The following is a 14852-nucleotide window of genomic DNA, read 5'->3' as shown; positions in this document are numbered from 1 at the left end:
TGAGGGGGGTTACTTTGCTTGTCCAAAATCAATCCCCGGCGATAGCGCGGAAGGGAGCTCAATACGGTTAGTTTCCAGTGACGCCATGGGCCACGCGCAGTAGTCGGCGGCGTAATAGGCGCTGGCACGGTGGTTGCCAGAGGCACCTACCCCGCCGAAAGGTGCATTGCTGGAGGCACCGGTCAACGGCTTGTTCCAGTTAACAATGCCGGCTCTGGCTTCGAGCAGCAAACGGTCAAACTGCTCGCGCTGTTCTGATATCAGGCCGGTTGCCAAGCCAAAGCGAGTTTGATTTGCCAGCCTGATTGCCTCATCAAAATCAGCATAGCGAATCACGCTCAGCAACGGCCCAAAGTGTTCTTCGTCCGGCACGCCTGCAACGTCGGTCAAGTCGATGATGCCCGGCGAGAGCAAGGTGTTGTCAGGGCTTAGGCGAGCCAGGGTCAATAATGATTTTCCACCCAGCTCAACCAAAGACGCCTGTGCGTTGAGCATATTGCGCGCTGCTGTATCAGAAATAACGCCACCGATGAACGGCTGAGGTTCTGCGTCCCAGGCCCCAACGCGCAACGCGCTTGTCACCTCGACCAGACGTTTGAGGAATACATCCCCCGCCTGACCCTGCTTAACCAACAGGCGACGTGCGCAGGTGCAGCGCTGACCCGCTGAAATAAACGCCGATTGAATCGTCAGGTTAACGGCGGCATCGATGTCCTGCACCGGTTCAACGATCAGCGCGTTATTACCCCCCATTTCCAGCGCAAGAATTTTCTCCGGCTGTCCGGCCAATTGTCGGTGTAACTGATAACCCGTTCCAGCACTGCCGGTAAACAGCAGGCCGTCGAGCTGTGACGAGGCCGCCAGCGCTTCACCGGTAGAACGGCCGCCCTGAACCAAGTTCAGCACGCCTGCAGGAAGCCCTGCCTGCTCCCAGAGCTTGAGCGTGGCTTCAGCGGTGGCTGGGGTGAGCTCGCTAGGTTTGAACACCAGCGTATTGCCCGCCAGCAGAGCAGGAACAATGTGCCCATTCGGTAAATGTCCTGGGAAGTTGTAGGGACCAAATACCGCCAGCACGCCGTGAGGACGATGGCGCAACACCGCTTCACCGTCGGGCATCGGCGTATGTTTTTCACCGGTACGCTGCTGGTTGGCTTCAAGCGAGATAGCCACTTTGCCAATCATCGCCTGCACCTCGGTCAGGGTTTCCCAACGCGGCTTACTGGTTTCCAGACTGATGGTCTCAGCCAGTTTGGTTTTATTTTCGGTGAGCAGCGCGGCAAAACGTTGAATAATTTCCGCACGCTGGGCAAGCGTCTGGCGAGCCCAGGCGGGGAATGCCTCGCGGGCGGCCTGACACGCAGACTCTACGTCCTGCGAGCTGGCGCTTAGGGCAGACCAAAGCAGTTCATTGCTAACCGGATTTGATTTCTCCAGCAGCACGCCCTGTCCGCTGCGCCACTGTCCCTGAATAAAAAGTGCTGGATGGGTCATAGTTCACTCGCTTGTGATAATTGTCGGGTTGAGGTGCCTTGCCCTGTAGCGGTAAACAGCGGCACCACGCGCAGCGTTGCGCCGGAGGTGACGCCAAGCGCCCGTGCAGATTCGGCGTCAAGCACCAACCTTGATGGGTCAGAATCTCCGGTGACTAATATTGCCCGGAAATCCGCATAGTTTTCATTGGCGACCAGATAGCAGGTTTCATCGGCTAAAGAATCGCTGTGGCCTACAATCGCCGGCAGCAGTCGACTCTCTTTCACGGCCCGCAGGCTGTCTATGTCGCCTTCAAGCGTAGGTCCGCCGTCAAAGATATCGACGTAGCCCTGATAGCGCAGCCCTTCGGCCTCCAGCAATGAACGGGCCGGAGCGGTCTGTGGATGAACCTGCCCCATCACTGCCCGCGCCTCGGCGCTGAGTAAATCGGTGTACAGCGGATGCTTGGGCATCAACTCGGCAATAAAGGATTTCTGCCCCATGCCTGTGAGTCTGTCGGCCTCGGCAAACTCCATGCCGAAGAAGTGCTGGCCCAGACTGTCCCAGAAGGGAGAATGGCCATTGTCGTCGGAAACGCCGCGCATCTCGGCGATAACTTTGGGCGAAAATCTGTCGCGAAACGCCGCCATAAACAGAAAACGAACCTTCGACAGTAGCTGTCCGTTTTTGCTGTGGCGATAATCTGGGTCCAGAAAAAGCGTGCAGAGCTCGCTGTAGCCAGTGTGGTCATTGCTTAAAAACAGCGTCGGAACAGGTTTGTAGATATTCAGACTCTTGGAGGCATGCACCAGCGTACCGAGACGGAAGTTATACCAAGGTTCACTGAGCCCAACCGCTACCTCAAGCGCGCTGACGCCCACCACTTTGTGCTGAGTGAGGTCTTCAAGCACGAACAGATACCCTTGCTCAGATTTACTTAAATCCCCGTTCCAGGTGGCGACTGACCGCTCAATCCGCGTACGCAGGTGCGCTTCATCTTTAGGCAAAGACGTTAAACCGATGCCGGTCTTACCTGACAACTGCAGGATATCGGCGATATCGCCGAGCCGCACAGGACGAATCAACATCATGATAATTACCTCACTTCAAAAGATGACGCTGGTTTCAGGCACACAGCCGGGCAACAGCACGTTCAAGTCGGTTTAAACCTTCTTCGATGTCGGCCTGCGGTATTATCAGCGAAGGCGCGAATCGCAGCACGTTCGGACCCGCTATCAGCGATATCAGACCTTCTTCCGCTGCTAACTGGTTAAGTTGCTTAGCCTGCCCCTTAAAACGTTCGCTCATCTCGGCGCCGATCAGCAAACCCATACCGCGGATTTCTGAAAACACGTGGTACTGGTGATTAATTTGATTCAGGCGATCGGTAAACCACTGGTGGCGCAGTGCAACGCCGCCCAACACCTCTGGCGTATTGATAAGCTCCAGCACTTTTCCGGCCACCGCAGTCGCAAGTGGATTTCCGCCGTAGGTCGTGCCGTGAGTGCCTGGCTGGAAGTGCTCGGCGAGGCTGTCAACGGTTAGCATTGCGCCGATAGGGAAACCGCCGCCCAAGGCTTTGGCGGTCGTCAAAATATCAGGCACCACACCGTAAGCCTGATAAGCATAAAGCTCGCCAGTTCTACCAACGCCGGTTTGAACTTCGTCAAAAATCAGCACCGCGTCGTGTTGTGTACACAACTGACGCAGCCCCTTGAGGAATTCAGGGTCGGCAGGAACAACACCGCCCTCACCCTGAATAGGCTCAACAATGACAGCACAGGTGCGTGACGAAATATGGTCGGCCACCGCAGCAAGGTCATTAAATGGGAGATGGGTAATAGCGGGCGGCAAAGGAGCAAAGTCCTGCGAATATTTGGGTTGTCCACCAGCGCTGACGGTAAACAGCGTGCGGCCGTGGAATGCGTTGTTAAAAGCAATAATTTCGGTTTTCTGGTGCGCATTTTTAGCGTGTCCAACCAAGCGCGCAAGCTTAAGTGCGCCTTCGTTAGCTTCAGCGCCCGAATTACAGAAAAATACTTTGTCGGCGAAGGTCGCGTCGACCAGCTTTTTAGCCAAGCGGAGAACGGGCTCATTGGTATAACCGTTACCCAAATGCCAAACTTTTTCTGCCTGTTCGATCAGGGCCTGTAAAACGGCCGGATGACGATGGCCCAGTGCGTTAACCGCAATACCTCCGGCAAAATCAACATAGTCTTTACCCGTTTGGTCCCACAGCCAAGATCCGGCACCGTGCACCGGAATAAATTCGGCAGGTGCATATACCGGCACCATATACTCATTAAACTGTTGGCGGGTTACTTGGTGTTCCATATCAACCTCATCATTGTTTTACTTTAGTCAACGTGACGCTCATGTCTACACGGGTGATTAACTATCACTCGATGCTCAATTCTCTAAATTCAGGGTGCAAGATCCCTACCCCTCGTTTAAAGAGGGATATTCTTTGAAAAGGTACAATCTGTACCTGAGCGTTAGACTGATAATAGAGTGCAGACATCGTGCCAGCAAAGGAAAAAAGTGAATAAAAAAGGGATGACCACCAAAAAACAACAAGTTAAAACCGCCCACCATTCACATTTAGTGCATAAAAAGTGAATATTTATGAAAAAGCCCTTTACTGGCATGTGGCTTGCAGAATGACTATGCAACTCAATAAATTGAAAATTATCTTCAATTTTTGTGATCTAATGCGCAATGAGGAATTTCAAAAAGCGAAGTTTGCACCAAATTAATGCTCTGCAAGCACTAAAATATGACAACATTTAGGATATCGACGGTTTTGCTCTCACACAGAGAAGATGTCATATTGTCAAAATCATAAAGATTCACCTAAATGTGAGTTAGTAATAATATAGTTAACCTTTATATTTTAATAAATCCAATAAACTTCAAAAATATAAATATATTAATTTATCAGATTAATAATCTAGAATACGCATCAATAAAACTGCGCATTATCATTGTAAATAAAATTGAAGTCAGACATGATCTAATCTGTCAACTATAAACAAGGGAATAGATATGTATCGTCAGGATGGACTTAGAAACGTAGGTTATAAATTTTTTGATTTTATTCTTACACAAGATAACCAACTCATGAAGAACAATAGTTTTATAAGAACAGGGGCGAAGGAGTTAGCTGTTTTAAGGGTCCTTATAGAATCGGCAGGTAAGCTTGTTGGAAAAAATGAATTGTTAGACCAAGTGTGGGGATCTACTATAGTATCAGAAGAGTCGCTAGCACGTTGCATTTACGTTCTCAGAAAAACATTCCAGCAAGATCAACAAAATGTTTATATTCAAACGATTTACTCGAAAGGTTATATTTTCGTAGCAGAAACGAAAAAACTTACAGACTCTAACAATGAAGTTGCACCCGAGCAAACACCCATTTTATATCAGGGGATACTGGAAAGCCTATTTGGAAAAAACTTTTCTTATGTTGAAATTTCTGGTCAACAACATATTAAGGTTAGTTTAGATATCGTAATCCCCGTATCAACATCCACTGAAAAAAGCCATTAAATTAACGAAGAGGAGATTACTTATCTTTTTATCAACTAGAAAGAAAAGAAACGTTTAGCCATATCTGCAAGAGTGCTGACCGTACTTGACAACACTTTTATCATGTTATCGTAAACAGAATTGGCATTACTGTAACGCCCAGTTAAAGATTGAACCGTGGTCTTTATTTGTTCTTCCTGGGCGTTAAAACCGGCAAGCCATGCCTGATATTGAGTGTTAGTGATCTCCATATCGTTGCCCGCATGCACCGGTTTTCCATTACTATCAAGCAAAGGTTTACCTTCATTATCCACTTTCAGTTTATCTAAAAGACTTTCAAGCATCTTTTTTACTGGAGCGGTGTCTATAGCAACATAATAACGGTCCCCTCCGATTGGTGAATGCAAAACGCTGCTGGCGGGAAGCCCCATATCCTTTGCCCACTTCTCGGCTTCAGCTTTCGAGACGTTTTTAGTATGATCGATAGGGTAAAGTTGGTTTGTTAGACCGTTTTTTGGTGTGTATTCTTCCATGAGCTCTTTAAGCACTTTCTCTAATTCACCAAATTTAAACACCAAATTACCATTGTCACCTTTTTTCTCAACCCACTTTCCCATTGCCGAAATGATATCACTAAATTTTTTATAAAACTCAATATACTTACTTAATGCCCCTTCAAAGACGTCATAATAACTTGATTTAACACCTCCAATTATACCTATAACGTGTTCAGCGAGAGTTTTATCTTCAGCGCCGGCACTGGAAATAAGAGCTATATTATTAGGGCCAAGGGCGTTTTTAAGCTGTGCAGAGAACTGTTTATTCAGTGCGGTTTCTTCAGCCATAAATTCAAGATTATTGTATGCCTTAACGAATTTTAGCTGCGCGTCGAGACCGGCCAGATTCTGCTGCAGGCAATGAGCCTGAATCTCCCGACTGACTTTATCATGACCTTGGTTTATATTGTCAAACTGAATCATGGCCCGATCAATATTACTAGAATAGAATTTATTTAAATAAGCAGATTCACTGCGTACCAAACTGTCATCTGGCTCAACAACGGAGATGCTATTATCCTCAGTCGGAAGCTTGAATTGTTGAAAACCAATGGATTGAACGTTAACATTTATAGTCATTAATTTAATCTCAATAGTTAAGCCGACCTGATATTACCGGCTATAGCAGCCATGGAATTCATTCTATCTCTTTGAATTGCATTCAATGTATCAATCATCTCGTTGACCAATTTTTTTAAAACCGACGTTCTTTCTTGAGCATTATCTGACGTTTTATTATTAACATTGCCTTCCATTCCTTTTATTATTCCTGCTGCTCTTTCATCACTTGCACGAATCTCCATACCACTCGTAAACGCTTGAGATATTGAACCGGCTACCGAATTAAGTGCTTGATATTTCATGTGGGAATACATAGCTCCTTTGTCTAGATTCAATTTATCAAATTCATTACTGGCGATCTTTTGCACTTCAGAGGTTATTTCAGGTTCACTGCCGGCTTTCTGTAGTTTACGGTTTCTCTCTGCCTCTAAAGACAGCATCTGGGCTCTTTGCTCATCGAGAGCATTTATACTTTGCTTTTCATGATTATCTAATTCAATTTTTTTATCTTTTATTTCTAATGCTTTAGCTTTTATTTTAATTTTATCTTCAGGGTTACGAACATTGTTTACCAAAGAAGCATGTTCGCCCTCGAGCCTTCTAATGTCTTCATTTAGCGCCGTTGTTTTTTCATTATTATAACCATTAATTTTATTGTGGGCCCTGCTATTTTTATCTAACTTCTTTTGATAATCAGCTTCAGTGTTATCTATATTTTTGACGGCATCTTTCGAAGGTAACGCAGTACTTCCTTTCTTTGGATCAATATTCTTGATTTCAGCATCGTGCTGTTTTTTAGCATTCCGACTGCCCATCAACGTGCTTGTACCAACGAGTGACATATTAACTATCGCGCCAGTGAGACTGGCCTGGAAGTGCTTATTACCCTCTTGTTGGATAGCAGTTGCCTGAATTCGTACAGATTTTTCAGACAACACCATAGCGTCGGAGCCTCTTAGAACCTCGTTGGTAGCCATCTCCCTTAGGCAATACTGCAACAGGACTATCATTAATCCATAACCCATTGTGGTTTCAACCTGATTTTTTTTAAGCTCCGGGGCAGCGGAATTAACGGCAGCCGAACTTACAGTAATATTATCAATAATAACTTTATTTACCTCTCTCTTAGAGGCAAGAATAGAGTTATCAGTATCATTGATGATTTTTTTCTCTTTGATGTTTTCATTAAACATTCTGGAAGCATTAAATTGTTTATATCCATTACAACCATTAGTTTCAATCATACATTAGCCTTATATTTAAAATATCATGCCCTGAGCGCATTCAAGATTGACATATTGGTTTGTTGTCTTGAAATATTTAAAGTGGATATTTCATTGACTAAATCCATACTTGCTTTTGATTCTGCAGTGAATATTTCAACTGCTAATTTTAGATATTTACTGATTGCTTTAGTATCTGCCATCGCTATGGTTATTTCAGCTTCATCTTCTGCGATATCTTTGGTTGCAATCCCTGAAATAATATTATGCGCAGAATCGACAGATGTTTTAGCCGCCGCAGTGCCCAGTTCTGCTACTCTCGCAGTGAGTTTTAATCGTGCCATTGACGCCGGATTTTGCGCCAGCCCCAAGTTTTTCCCTAAACGCTTTATCGAGGTTTTTGCGGCACCCGATACCAATCTGCCGGAATTCCTCACAACATTAGGAATTGTCTTTTTAATGAAGGCAGCGATTGCCTTCTCTAACGCCGGCATTATTTTTTTAAGCATTGCTGAGCCGGCACTCTTTGCTACCAGACTAGCGACGATAATCGTCACTACAGTCACTAGGGTTGCGACAATTGTGGCAATAATTTCACTGACATTTTCACCCAGTTTTTTATCAAGTCCGGTGCCTTTCATGAAAGATTGTATAGCGTCTGCAAAAAATTTTATCATGGGCTGAATAACATGCTCCATAATAGGAGCCATTACCCTATCGGTTATACTTTCACCGGTGATAGCTTTGACAATAGGGTCGGCAACCATCAAAGCGATGCCAACTGCGGCCAAGGCCAAACTTGCTCCGCCGGTAAACACAGCACCCAAAATGCTTACCGCAGTAAGTAGCCCTCCTAGTATTTTTCCAACACAGCCCATGACTTTATTAAGGTGTTCAGCTTTACGAATCGCCTCAGCCTGTTCTTCAGCCTTAATCTTCATCTCTTTCTGTCGTGATTCATGGAGCTGTTTAGACAGTTCAGCATTCGCCTGTATTTTACTGTCGGCATTATCACCCAGTAATTTGGACAACTCCCCCATCAGCAGAGTCATAGCAGCCAGACCTGTAAGATGTTTTTTATACGTAGCGGATATAAGGACAGGATCGACTCCGCTGGAATTGAGCAACTTTCCTAAAAGCTGATCCGCCATTTTGAGCGCCACCATCGCTATGTTGGCGGAAGTCTGAGCTTTCTGACTGCATAGGCCTAATGCCAGATTCGCCACAGACTTGGCAATGGTTGCTTTGTCTAATTCATTCTTAGCTTCTTGATACTGAGGATCTTCAGGAGAAAGACTGGCTAACCTTTGTTCTGCGTTCGATTGACTCAGTTTACTCTGTTCATAGATATCTTTTGCTAAAGCTAGCGCACTGGTGTCATCTTTGGCGGTATCAAATGCCTTATCGCTTGCCTGTAAAGCATTTTCATATTCTTTGCCCTTAAGAGCATTACTGGCAGTTTTAGCCTGACTCATCGCGTTTAAATGCTGCAGATTATTTTTAAGCTTATCGGTTTCATTATCAGATAAAAGAGCCTTAAACTGGGCAATCAGTGTCGTAAAATCAGAATATTTGCTTTCATTTACCTTAACTGGCAGCGCAAGCTTAGGCCGACCATCACTCACGCGGTTAGCAGCAGTGGCACTTTTTTTTTCAGTTTCAACGGTCAAAGATTCAGTTGCTTTATGTTGTGCTTTTGTCTGAATTAAATTTTTTTTATTAATTTCTGCAATCACATCAAGGTGGGTCAGACTTTCACTCACTTCAATGATAAAGGAAGGCCGTATACCAGGTTGTAAAGTAATTTCACCCATTAATACTCTCCGTTAAAGGTTATAATTGTTGAAAGTCACACTCGGGCACCGGCTCCTCGTGCACCTTCATGTTATTTAGATAAGAGTGGGCTTTACGCAACAATTCGGCATCATTGCTATGCTCAGAAACGAGTTCAAAACAATGATGAGCTTTCATTGACTCTTCAAGCATCAACTGACATTGGCCTGCATAAAAAACGCTGCGATAGTCATTTCCATCCATAGCGAAAACTACCGCATAAAGATCGGCAGCTTTCTGATATTGTTTTTTCAATTGATAAACGGCAGCAAGACCCATAAAGTAATCGGTATTATAAAAATCATACATACACAAGAACTGGAAAAAAGTTTCTGCATTATCTAATTTACCCTGTTGATAAAACTGATAGGCATAGGCATAGAGACTATTCATCATATCATCAGGTATTTGATGGATATCTTTTAATGTAGTGTGGTCATTCAAACACTCAAGCAACATCTCGGCAAGGTTATCGTTATTAGCCGTATCACTTCGTTCCATGAAAACTCCTTAACTGCTCAGGATATCGTAGGCTCTGTAATATACTCAAATTACAACATTAATACGTTTAAGGCTCTCATAAATATCGCTCATTCTGATCTTCATTTTCCTTAGATTCATTTTCGCCCTCGGCAAGTTCAACCGTCTCGTCACTAATCCAGGCCATGTCGATCTGCTCTAACATAAATAATATTCGCAGAACCGCATCCAGTTCATCAAGACTTATAAAAGTGTATTTTGCGTGGGTTTTAAATATACGTCTAGCCAAAGCAGCGTTTTCCAATACGGGAATACCCATTTCACGGGCATATTTTTTAACTGCCAACGCACATTGATTAGTTTCGATAACAGAAATAAAAGGAATAGGAACAACATCAACGTTGAAGTAAATTCCAATTGCAATATGGGTTGGATTTACTACAATGACTTTTGAGCCTTCGATGTCACGTTTCGTTTGCTCATCAAGCAGTTCAATGTGTAAACTCCTACGCATAGATTTTATCTCAGGATTACCGTCCTGATCCGTTCTTTCACGTTTAACCTCCTGCTTATCCATTTTCAACTCTTTTATATAAATGAAATATTCAGCTACAGAATCAAGAACCATAATAAACAACATACCTAATAGACAAGTTGTGACTAGCTGTTGTAGTAAATAGCCCCAAAAAAATAAAATCTGTTTAAGATTTGCATACCGTTGAGACAGCAATAACACCTTATTGTCATCCCACAAGCTCAATGCAACGACTATAAAAACAGTTAGATAAAGTAATGTTTTAACCGTATCCTTAACAGTGCGCATGCTAAAAAGCTTTTTGAAACCATTAACAGGATTTAAGGCATTAAAATTCAATTTAAAGATCTTAGTTGCCATCGCGAAACCTGTTTGAATCAATGAGGGCAACACAGTGCAACAAGTACAAAGAATGAAAAAAGGAACGATAATCTTTAATGCCAGGCCGAATACCTTAAAAAAATATTCATCAAGCGGGTCTTCGAATCCTTTTTCTAAAGTATAAATCCATACTTTTGCCAGACGACCAACAAAATCGAATGTCACCAGGTAATTTACACCGATCAAAATAAGGCAAGCTATAATAGAGTCTTTGGATTTAAATGATTGGCCTTTTTTAACAGCATCCTTTATCTTCTTTTGTGTCGGTTTTTCCGTTTTGCTAAGAGACATACCGTTACATCTCCCTCAAAATTAATTTTTCTAGCGTGAAATTCAAGGTTTTTACACTCTCGGGAAGTAATGATGGCAAATAAATAATCAAGATTAAAAAACCAAGAAAACTCTTGACTGTCAAAGCCAATGAAAAAACATTCATCTGGGGAGCAAAGCGTGAAAGTAAACCCAAGGTGGCCTCAGTCATCAAAAATAAAGCAATAAGTGGACTAGCTATTCTTATTGACTGATTCATAATTTCATTGATGAACATGAGAATTGGTTCAAATTTTGGCACGGCAAAAGTGAGGGGGTTGAAAAGAATATAACTTTCTCTTATAACACCAAGAGCAACAACGAGGCCACCAGATTCTAAAAATATTACAGCACAAAAGAGATTGAAGAAATTCGCTAGTTCAGAAGTGTCTACTCCACTGATGGGGTCTATACTACTACTGATGGTCGCACCACGCTGATTGTCAATAATACAACCCACTGCATGCAGAACCCAAAAGGGGAGACTCATCAAGCATCCTAATAACAAACCAATCGTTGATTCTTTGATGATCAATGAGAAGTAATCGATACTGTAAAGAGTGAGCATAACTGTTGAATTTTCTGGCCACAGTGCAATGCCTACAAGCATAGCAACAGGCAACCTTATAACATAACTAACAATATTATTATTTAAAAATGGCAGCAGCAAAAATATTGGCATAATCCTAGCAGAAGATAATCCCATAATACCTAGCCAATGATAAAACACCTCATTAAATTGTATAAACATATTTTCCCAAGACTTAACGTGCGAATGCAAGTCTGACGACTTCCTTCGCGTAAGCCAACAGAATTTCCCCATACCATCCGGATAGTAGAAATAGACAAAGTGTAACACTGAGCAACTTTATACCGAAAGGCAACGTTTGTTCCTGTAATTGCGTTACGGTTTGAATAAGTCCAACGAGTAAACCCACTAAAGTAGCAACGGCAATCGGGCCAGCAGAGAGTATTAAAACCAAATATAAAACTTTGTTACCTGCATAAAGCATATCATTCATTACAAAGCTCTCAGGAAGGGAAGTCCATATACTGTAATATTAACCCTTTACTCAGCAGGGTCCATCCGTCCATTACAACAAATAGCACCAGCTTTATAGGTACTGAAATAGTAACGGGGCTCATCATCATCATACCTAATGCCAACAAAATACATGATATTAATAAATCAATAACAACGAATGGCAAGTAAATGTAAAATCCAATTTTAAATGCACTTTTTATCTCACTTAGCGCATAAGCCGGAAGTAGTGAAAATATGGATAACGCTCTCTCATCATTTTCATCACCCTTTATTTGCATATCATTATGGCTCTGTAATCCCTCAAAAAAACTGCTTAATTCAGGGTCAGTATAACGCGTTAAGTAGGCCCGATAGCCATCAATTCCGTCATTTAGATAATCGCTTACTGAACTAATATTATTCAAATCTGTTTTACTGGTTAAGTAATTATCATAACCATTTTTTACTATAGGGCTCATCACAAACATCGCTAGCATTAAGGCAACAGCATTGAGTGTCATGTTTGAAGGTATCTGTTGCAACCCTAGGGCATTACGAACCATAATAAAAACAATCGAAAATTTTATATAACAGGTACCACATGCTATCAAGAAAGGTAGCAAAGTGGCAAAAGCAAGTACGCCAATTAGCGGAATATCGTTATTTACGGGCATAGTCTACTTTCCAGTGAACTAATCAGAATCCCTGGTTTTTCATCAACCCATATTAATTCTCCATGTCCGATATTAAGACCATTAGCCAGAATAACAATTTTTTTACCAATATCTATATCACAAGGTAAAACCTGCCCATTGAATAAACATTCAAGCTCGGCAACGGTAACTATGCTTTGTTGAAGAATAAAGGTTAGCTGCACTGGAATCTGTGAACGTAATGATACTCCTTGAATTTTTGGAGTATCATTACGTTCGCTATAGATATTTTGTTCAATATAATCATTTTCATGATCAGCCTTAACGTTCATCAAATCATCCTTTTGTTTGTATAAACCTATTTTTTTATTATTAATGTACAATTTACTATTTGAATGCTTAATTAAAACTGCATCACCTATCTTTAATTGCCTTAGCAACGCTAAAGAAATTACACTGTTACCTATTGAGAAGTTCAACTTTAAAGTAATGTTATCTATCACTTGCTTGCAAATCATTGGCGCATTTTTTTTATCCAATGATTTGGGGAGTTCGCTTATCCATAGGTTTCCTTGTGGAGTAGTTAATTGAAGTAGCTGCCTGAGGCTGCCTTCATTATAATTAAACAATTTATGGTCTGTGAGTTGTTTATATTTCAACTCTACTGGACTCAAATTTAAAGGGTATTTACATCTCCTAAATAAATTAATTACATCCTCATTGCTCCAACTTTCTTTGGCCAGCTTACTGCTTTCAGGGAACACGTTGAAAAACCATTCATGAAGGTCTATCAATCCTTGCCACTCAGAATCTGCACGGAAACTAAGCAGAGGGATGTTTGAAGGAAGGGGGGAATATTTTACATTTAAACCCTCAGTCTTCCAAAGTTGAATAACCCTCTGACATTCGTTATCACGACTGATTATTTTTCGCATACGATTTTCGATCACTGTGGGTTATCACTCTCGTTTTCATCTTCCAAAATTGAATCAGCTGATAACAACCATTCAGCCGAAGTATCGCTATAGCCCTTCTGCTGTTGTAATAAATTCTGCACAAGTATTGATGAGGGTTGTAGTGATAACTGAACCTGTGTTAGGGGATGAATCTTAACACTGTGCTCACCAGGAATTTTTTGAAAATTATAAGTTATGGGTTCACTTGATTTCGCAGCCGGATCAATTGTCACCTTCTCTTCGGGCAATAATTGAGTAGATGGCATTGCCTGTTTGTTAACCATAATCTTGGCAATAGGATCACGTTCATTCACTGCATGAGGCAATATTACGTTGGCTATGACATTATTATCACTTTTATTTTCCTTCTTAAGCTCGTACGAATGCTCAGCGGCAGGTATAAGGTCATTATTATCTAATAGCATTGACTGTTCTGAAATCATTTCACGCTGAAAAGTCGCAAGGTGTTTAATACTAGTATCCGGCCTCGTTGTGTTGCGATGATAAAATTCTTTTCCTGAACGTAAAAAATCCGTTTCATTAACATCCTGGTTAAGGAAATTAGTATTGACAACCTGATCTTTCCTCAAGAGCTGTTTTAATTGACCAGAAGATAAAACGTCTATCCTTATCAATTCCACAGGTTGTAAATCTGAAAGCGTCTGTTTGTCTTTGAATAATTCAGTAAGATGGCTAGACATACTTTCGTGATTTATTTTATTATTTATCATCACATGCATGTTTACATCGTTACATAACAATTTGAATGTGGCGACATTGAAACTCATGTTTTCAATTGATGAATTCTTTTTTTTATCTTTATATTTAAGAAACACTCTATCTTCAAGAGAGATAACTTTATCTGACTTTGATTCAAGATTAGGTGTTGTTATCATTTTTTTGACACTTAAGTTTTCCATAAAATAATCTCTTCCATTTCCGATTCTTCCTGTTGGTTGAGCTGCAATTCTCTTTTGAAAAGAGTGTTCCGCTGCAAGTAGATATATTTGTCAACCTTACGCTTTGTTGCATTCAATATCATCTTCGCGTCAACGACCATTTGTGAATTTTCTTTAATTTTTTCATTCAACGTTTGCTGTTGCTGAGTTAAAACTAAAAGCTGGCGTCTTAATACAGCCAGTTTTCGTTGAGCGGAAAACAATCCTGCTCTATCCGTTAAACCACATACATGCAAACTTTTAATTAACTGCTGTAGTGTCATCTTCTGGGAGTATAAGAGCTGCTGTTGCTTTAATAAATACTCATGTCCTCTCTGTAATTTTATCAATTTCACCTGGTTGAGAGACATCAATGCCTTACTATGTTTGAGTAATATTAAGTA

Annotated in this window: 15 protein-coding genes; 1 reads left to right on the top strand and 14 read right to left on the bottom strand. The window is 41.9% G+C overall.

The annotated features are described in order from the left end of the window. Positions 1-9: 9 nt before the first annotated feature. The 3 genes from astD to GA565_RS09870 are packed head-to-tail and all read right to left on the bottom strand — an operon-like array spanning position 10 to position 3804. A complete protein-coding gene (astD, locus tag GA565_RS09880; protein ID WP_152198311.1) occupies positions 10-1491 on the bottom strand; it encodes a succinylglutamate-semialdehyde dehydrogenase in 1482 nt (493 codons plus the stop codon). Beyond that, positions 1488-2561, bottom strand: coding sequence for an arginine N-succinyltransferase (gene astA / locus GA565_RS09875; RefSeq protein WP_152198310.1), 1074 nt, complete (start codon positions 2559-2561; stop codon positions 1488-1490). Before astA ends, astD begins: the two co-directional genes overlap by 4 nt. 34 nt (positions 2562-2595) lie before the next feature. Further along, positions 2596-3804 (bottom strand): aspartate aminotransferase family protein, encoded by a 1209-nt coding sequence (locus tag GA565_RS09870; protein WP_152198309.1) that lies wholly within the window; start codon positions 3802-3804, stop codon positions 2596-2598. Between the two features lie 711 nt (positions 3805-4515). Here GA565_RS09870 and GA565_RS09865 point away from each other — a divergent pair. Then, positions 4516-5019 (top strand): winged helix-turn-helix domain-containing protein, encoded by a 504-nt coding sequence (locus GA565_RS09865; RefSeq protein ID WP_152198308.1) that lies wholly within the window; start codon positions 4516-4518, stop codon positions 5017-5019. Between the two features lie 35 nt (positions 5020-5054). Here the strand turns inward: GA565_RS09865 and GA565_RS09860 are convergent, their stop codons facing one another. The 11 genes from GA565_RS09860 to GA565_RS09810 form a co-directional block, all read right to left on the bottom strand. Continuing rightward, positions 5055-6134: an IpaD/SipD/SspD family type III secretion system needle tip protein gene (locus tag GA565_RS09860; RefSeq protein ID WP_152198307.1), complete on the bottom strand. Its 1080-nt coding sequence runs from the start codon at positions 6132-6134 to the stop codon at positions 5055-5057. 17 nt (positions 6135-6151) lie between these two features. Continuing rightward, positions 6152-7360, bottom strand: a complete 1209-nt coding sequence (locus tag GA565_RS09855; protein WP_152198306.1) for a hypothetical protein — start codon at positions 7358-7360, stop codon at positions 6152-6154. A gap of 23 nt (positions 7361-7383) precedes the next feature. Continuing rightward, positions 7384-9153: a type III secretion system translocon subunit SctE gene (gene sctE / locus GA565_RS09850; RefSeq protein ID WP_152198305.1), complete on the bottom strand. Its 1770-nt coding sequence runs from the start codon at positions 9151-9153 to the stop codon at positions 7384-7386. Between the two features lie 19 nt (positions 9154-9172). Beyond that, entirely contained in the window at positions 9173-9673 is a 501-nt protein-coding gene (gene sicA, locus GA565_RS09845; RefSeq protein ID WP_152198304.1) for a type III secretion system translocator chaperone SicA, read from the bottom strand. Positions 9674-9749: 76 nt separating this feature from the next. Then, the gene (locus GA565_RS09840) at positions 9750-10859 is read right to left on the bottom strand and encodes an EscU/YscU/HrcU family type III secretion system export apparatus switch protein (RefSeq protein ID WP_152198303.1); all 1110 of its coding nucleotides are present in this window, start codon (positions 10857-10859) and stop codon (positions 9750-9752) included. A 4-nt stretch (positions 10860-10863) separates the two neighbouring features. After that, the gene (gene sctT / locus GA565_RS09835) at positions 10864-11628 is read right to left on the bottom strand and encodes a type III secretion system export apparatus subunit SctT (protein WP_152198302.1); all 765 of its coding nucleotides are present in this window, start codon (positions 11626-11628) and stop codon (positions 10864-10866) included. A 13-nt stretch (positions 11629-11641) separates the two neighbouring features. Beyond that, a complete protein-coding gene (locus GA565_RS09830) occupies positions 11642-11899 on the bottom strand; it encodes an EscS/YscS/HrcS family type III secretion system export apparatus protein (protein ID WP_152198301.1) in 258 nt (85 codons plus the stop codon). 10 nt (positions 11900-11909) lie between these two features. Further along, positions 11910-12575 (bottom strand): EscR/YscR/HrcR family type III secretion system export apparatus protein, encoded by a 666-nt coding sequence (locus GA565_RS09825; protein ID WP_152198300.1) that lies wholly within the window; start codon positions 12573-12575, stop codon positions 11910-11912. Then, on the bottom strand, positions 12566-13504 hold the full coding sequence (locus GA565_RS09820) for a FliM/FliN family flagellar motor switch protein (protein WP_152198299.1): 939 nt from the start codon (positions 13502-13504) through the stop codon (positions 12566-12568). The genes GA565_RS09825 and GA565_RS09820 overlap by 10 nt, the downstream gene beginning before the upstream one ends. Further along, a complete protein-coding gene (locus GA565_RS09815; protein ID WP_152198298.1) occupies positions 13501-14430 on the bottom strand; it encodes a hypothetical protein in 930 nt (309 codons plus the stop codon). The genes GA565_RS09820 and GA565_RS09815 overlap by 4 nt, the downstream gene beginning before the upstream one ends. Then, the gene (locus GA565_RS09810; protein WP_152198297.1) at positions 14418-14819 is read right to left on the bottom strand and encodes a hypothetical protein; all 402 of its coding nucleotides are present in this window, start codon (positions 14817-14819) and stop codon (positions 14418-14420) included. Before GA565_RS09810 ends, GA565_RS09815 begins: the two co-directional genes overlap by 13 nt. Between the last annotated feature and the right edge of the window lie 33 nt (positions 14820-14852).

This window comes from Rouxiella sp. S1S-2 (assembly GCF_009208105.1).
Taxonomy (GTDB): domain Bacteria; phylum Pseudomonadota; class Gammaproteobacteria; order Enterobacterales; family Enterobacteriaceae; genus Rouxiella.
Note: the sequence above shows the minus strand (reverse complement) of the source record. Positions and strands in the feature narration are given on the sequence as shown.

Excerpts from the sequence above, each read along its gene's own strand:
- astD (WP_152198311.1), bottom strand. The coding sequence starts at position 1,491 with ATGACCCATCCAGCACTTTTTATTCAGGGACAGTGGCGCAGCGGACAG.
- astA (WP_152198310.1), bottom strand. The coding sequence starts at position 2,561 with ATGATGTTGATTCGTCCTGTGCGGCTCGGCGATATCGCCGATATCCTG.
- GA565_RS09870 (WP_152198309.1), bottom strand. The coding sequence starts at position 3,804 with ATGGAACACCAAGTAACCCGCCAACAGTTTAATGAGTATATGGTGCCG.
- GA565_RS09865 (WP_152198308.1), top strand. The coding sequence starts at position 4,516 with ATGTATCGTCAGGATGGACTTAGAAACGTAGGTTATAAATTTTTTGAT.
- GA565_RS09860 (WP_152198307.1), bottom strand. The coding sequence starts at position 6,134 with ATGACTATAAATGTTAACGTTCAATCCATTGGTTTTCAACAATTCAAG.
- GA565_RS09855 (WP_152198306.1), bottom strand. The coding sequence starts at position 7,360 with ATGATTGAAACTAATGGTTGTAATGGATATAAACAATTTAATGCTTCC.
- sctE (WP_152198305.1), bottom strand. The coding sequence starts at position 9,153 with ATGGGTGAAATTACTTTACAACCTGGTATACGGCCTTCCTTTATCATT.
- sicA (WP_152198304.1), bottom strand. The coding sequence starts at position 9,673 with ATGGAACGAAGTGATACGGCTAATAACGATAACCTTGCCGAGATGTTG.
- GA565_RS09840 (WP_152198303.1), bottom strand. The coding sequence starts at position 10,859 with ATGTCTCTTAGCAAAACGGAAAAACCGACACAAAAGAAGATAAAGGAT.
- sctT (WP_152198302.1), bottom strand. The coding sequence starts at position 11,628 with ATGTTTATACAATTTAATGAGGTGTTTTATCATTGGCTAGGTATTATG.
- GA565_RS09830 (WP_152198301.1), bottom strand. The coding sequence starts at position 11,899 with ATGAATGATATGCTTTATGCAGGTAACAAAGTTTTATATTTGGTTTTA.
- GA565_RS09825 (WP_152198300.1), bottom strand. The coding sequence starts at position 12,575 with ATGCCCGTAAATAACGATATTCCGCTAATTGGCGTACTTGCTTTTGCC.
- GA565_RS09815 (WP_152198298.1), bottom strand. The coding sequence starts at position 14,430 with ATGGAAAACTTAAGTGTCAAAAAAATGATAACAACACCTAATCTTGAA.
- GA565_RS09810 (WP_152198297.1), bottom strand. The coding sequence starts at position 14,819 with ATGTCTCTCAACCAGGTGAAATTGATAAAATTACAGAGAGGACATGAG.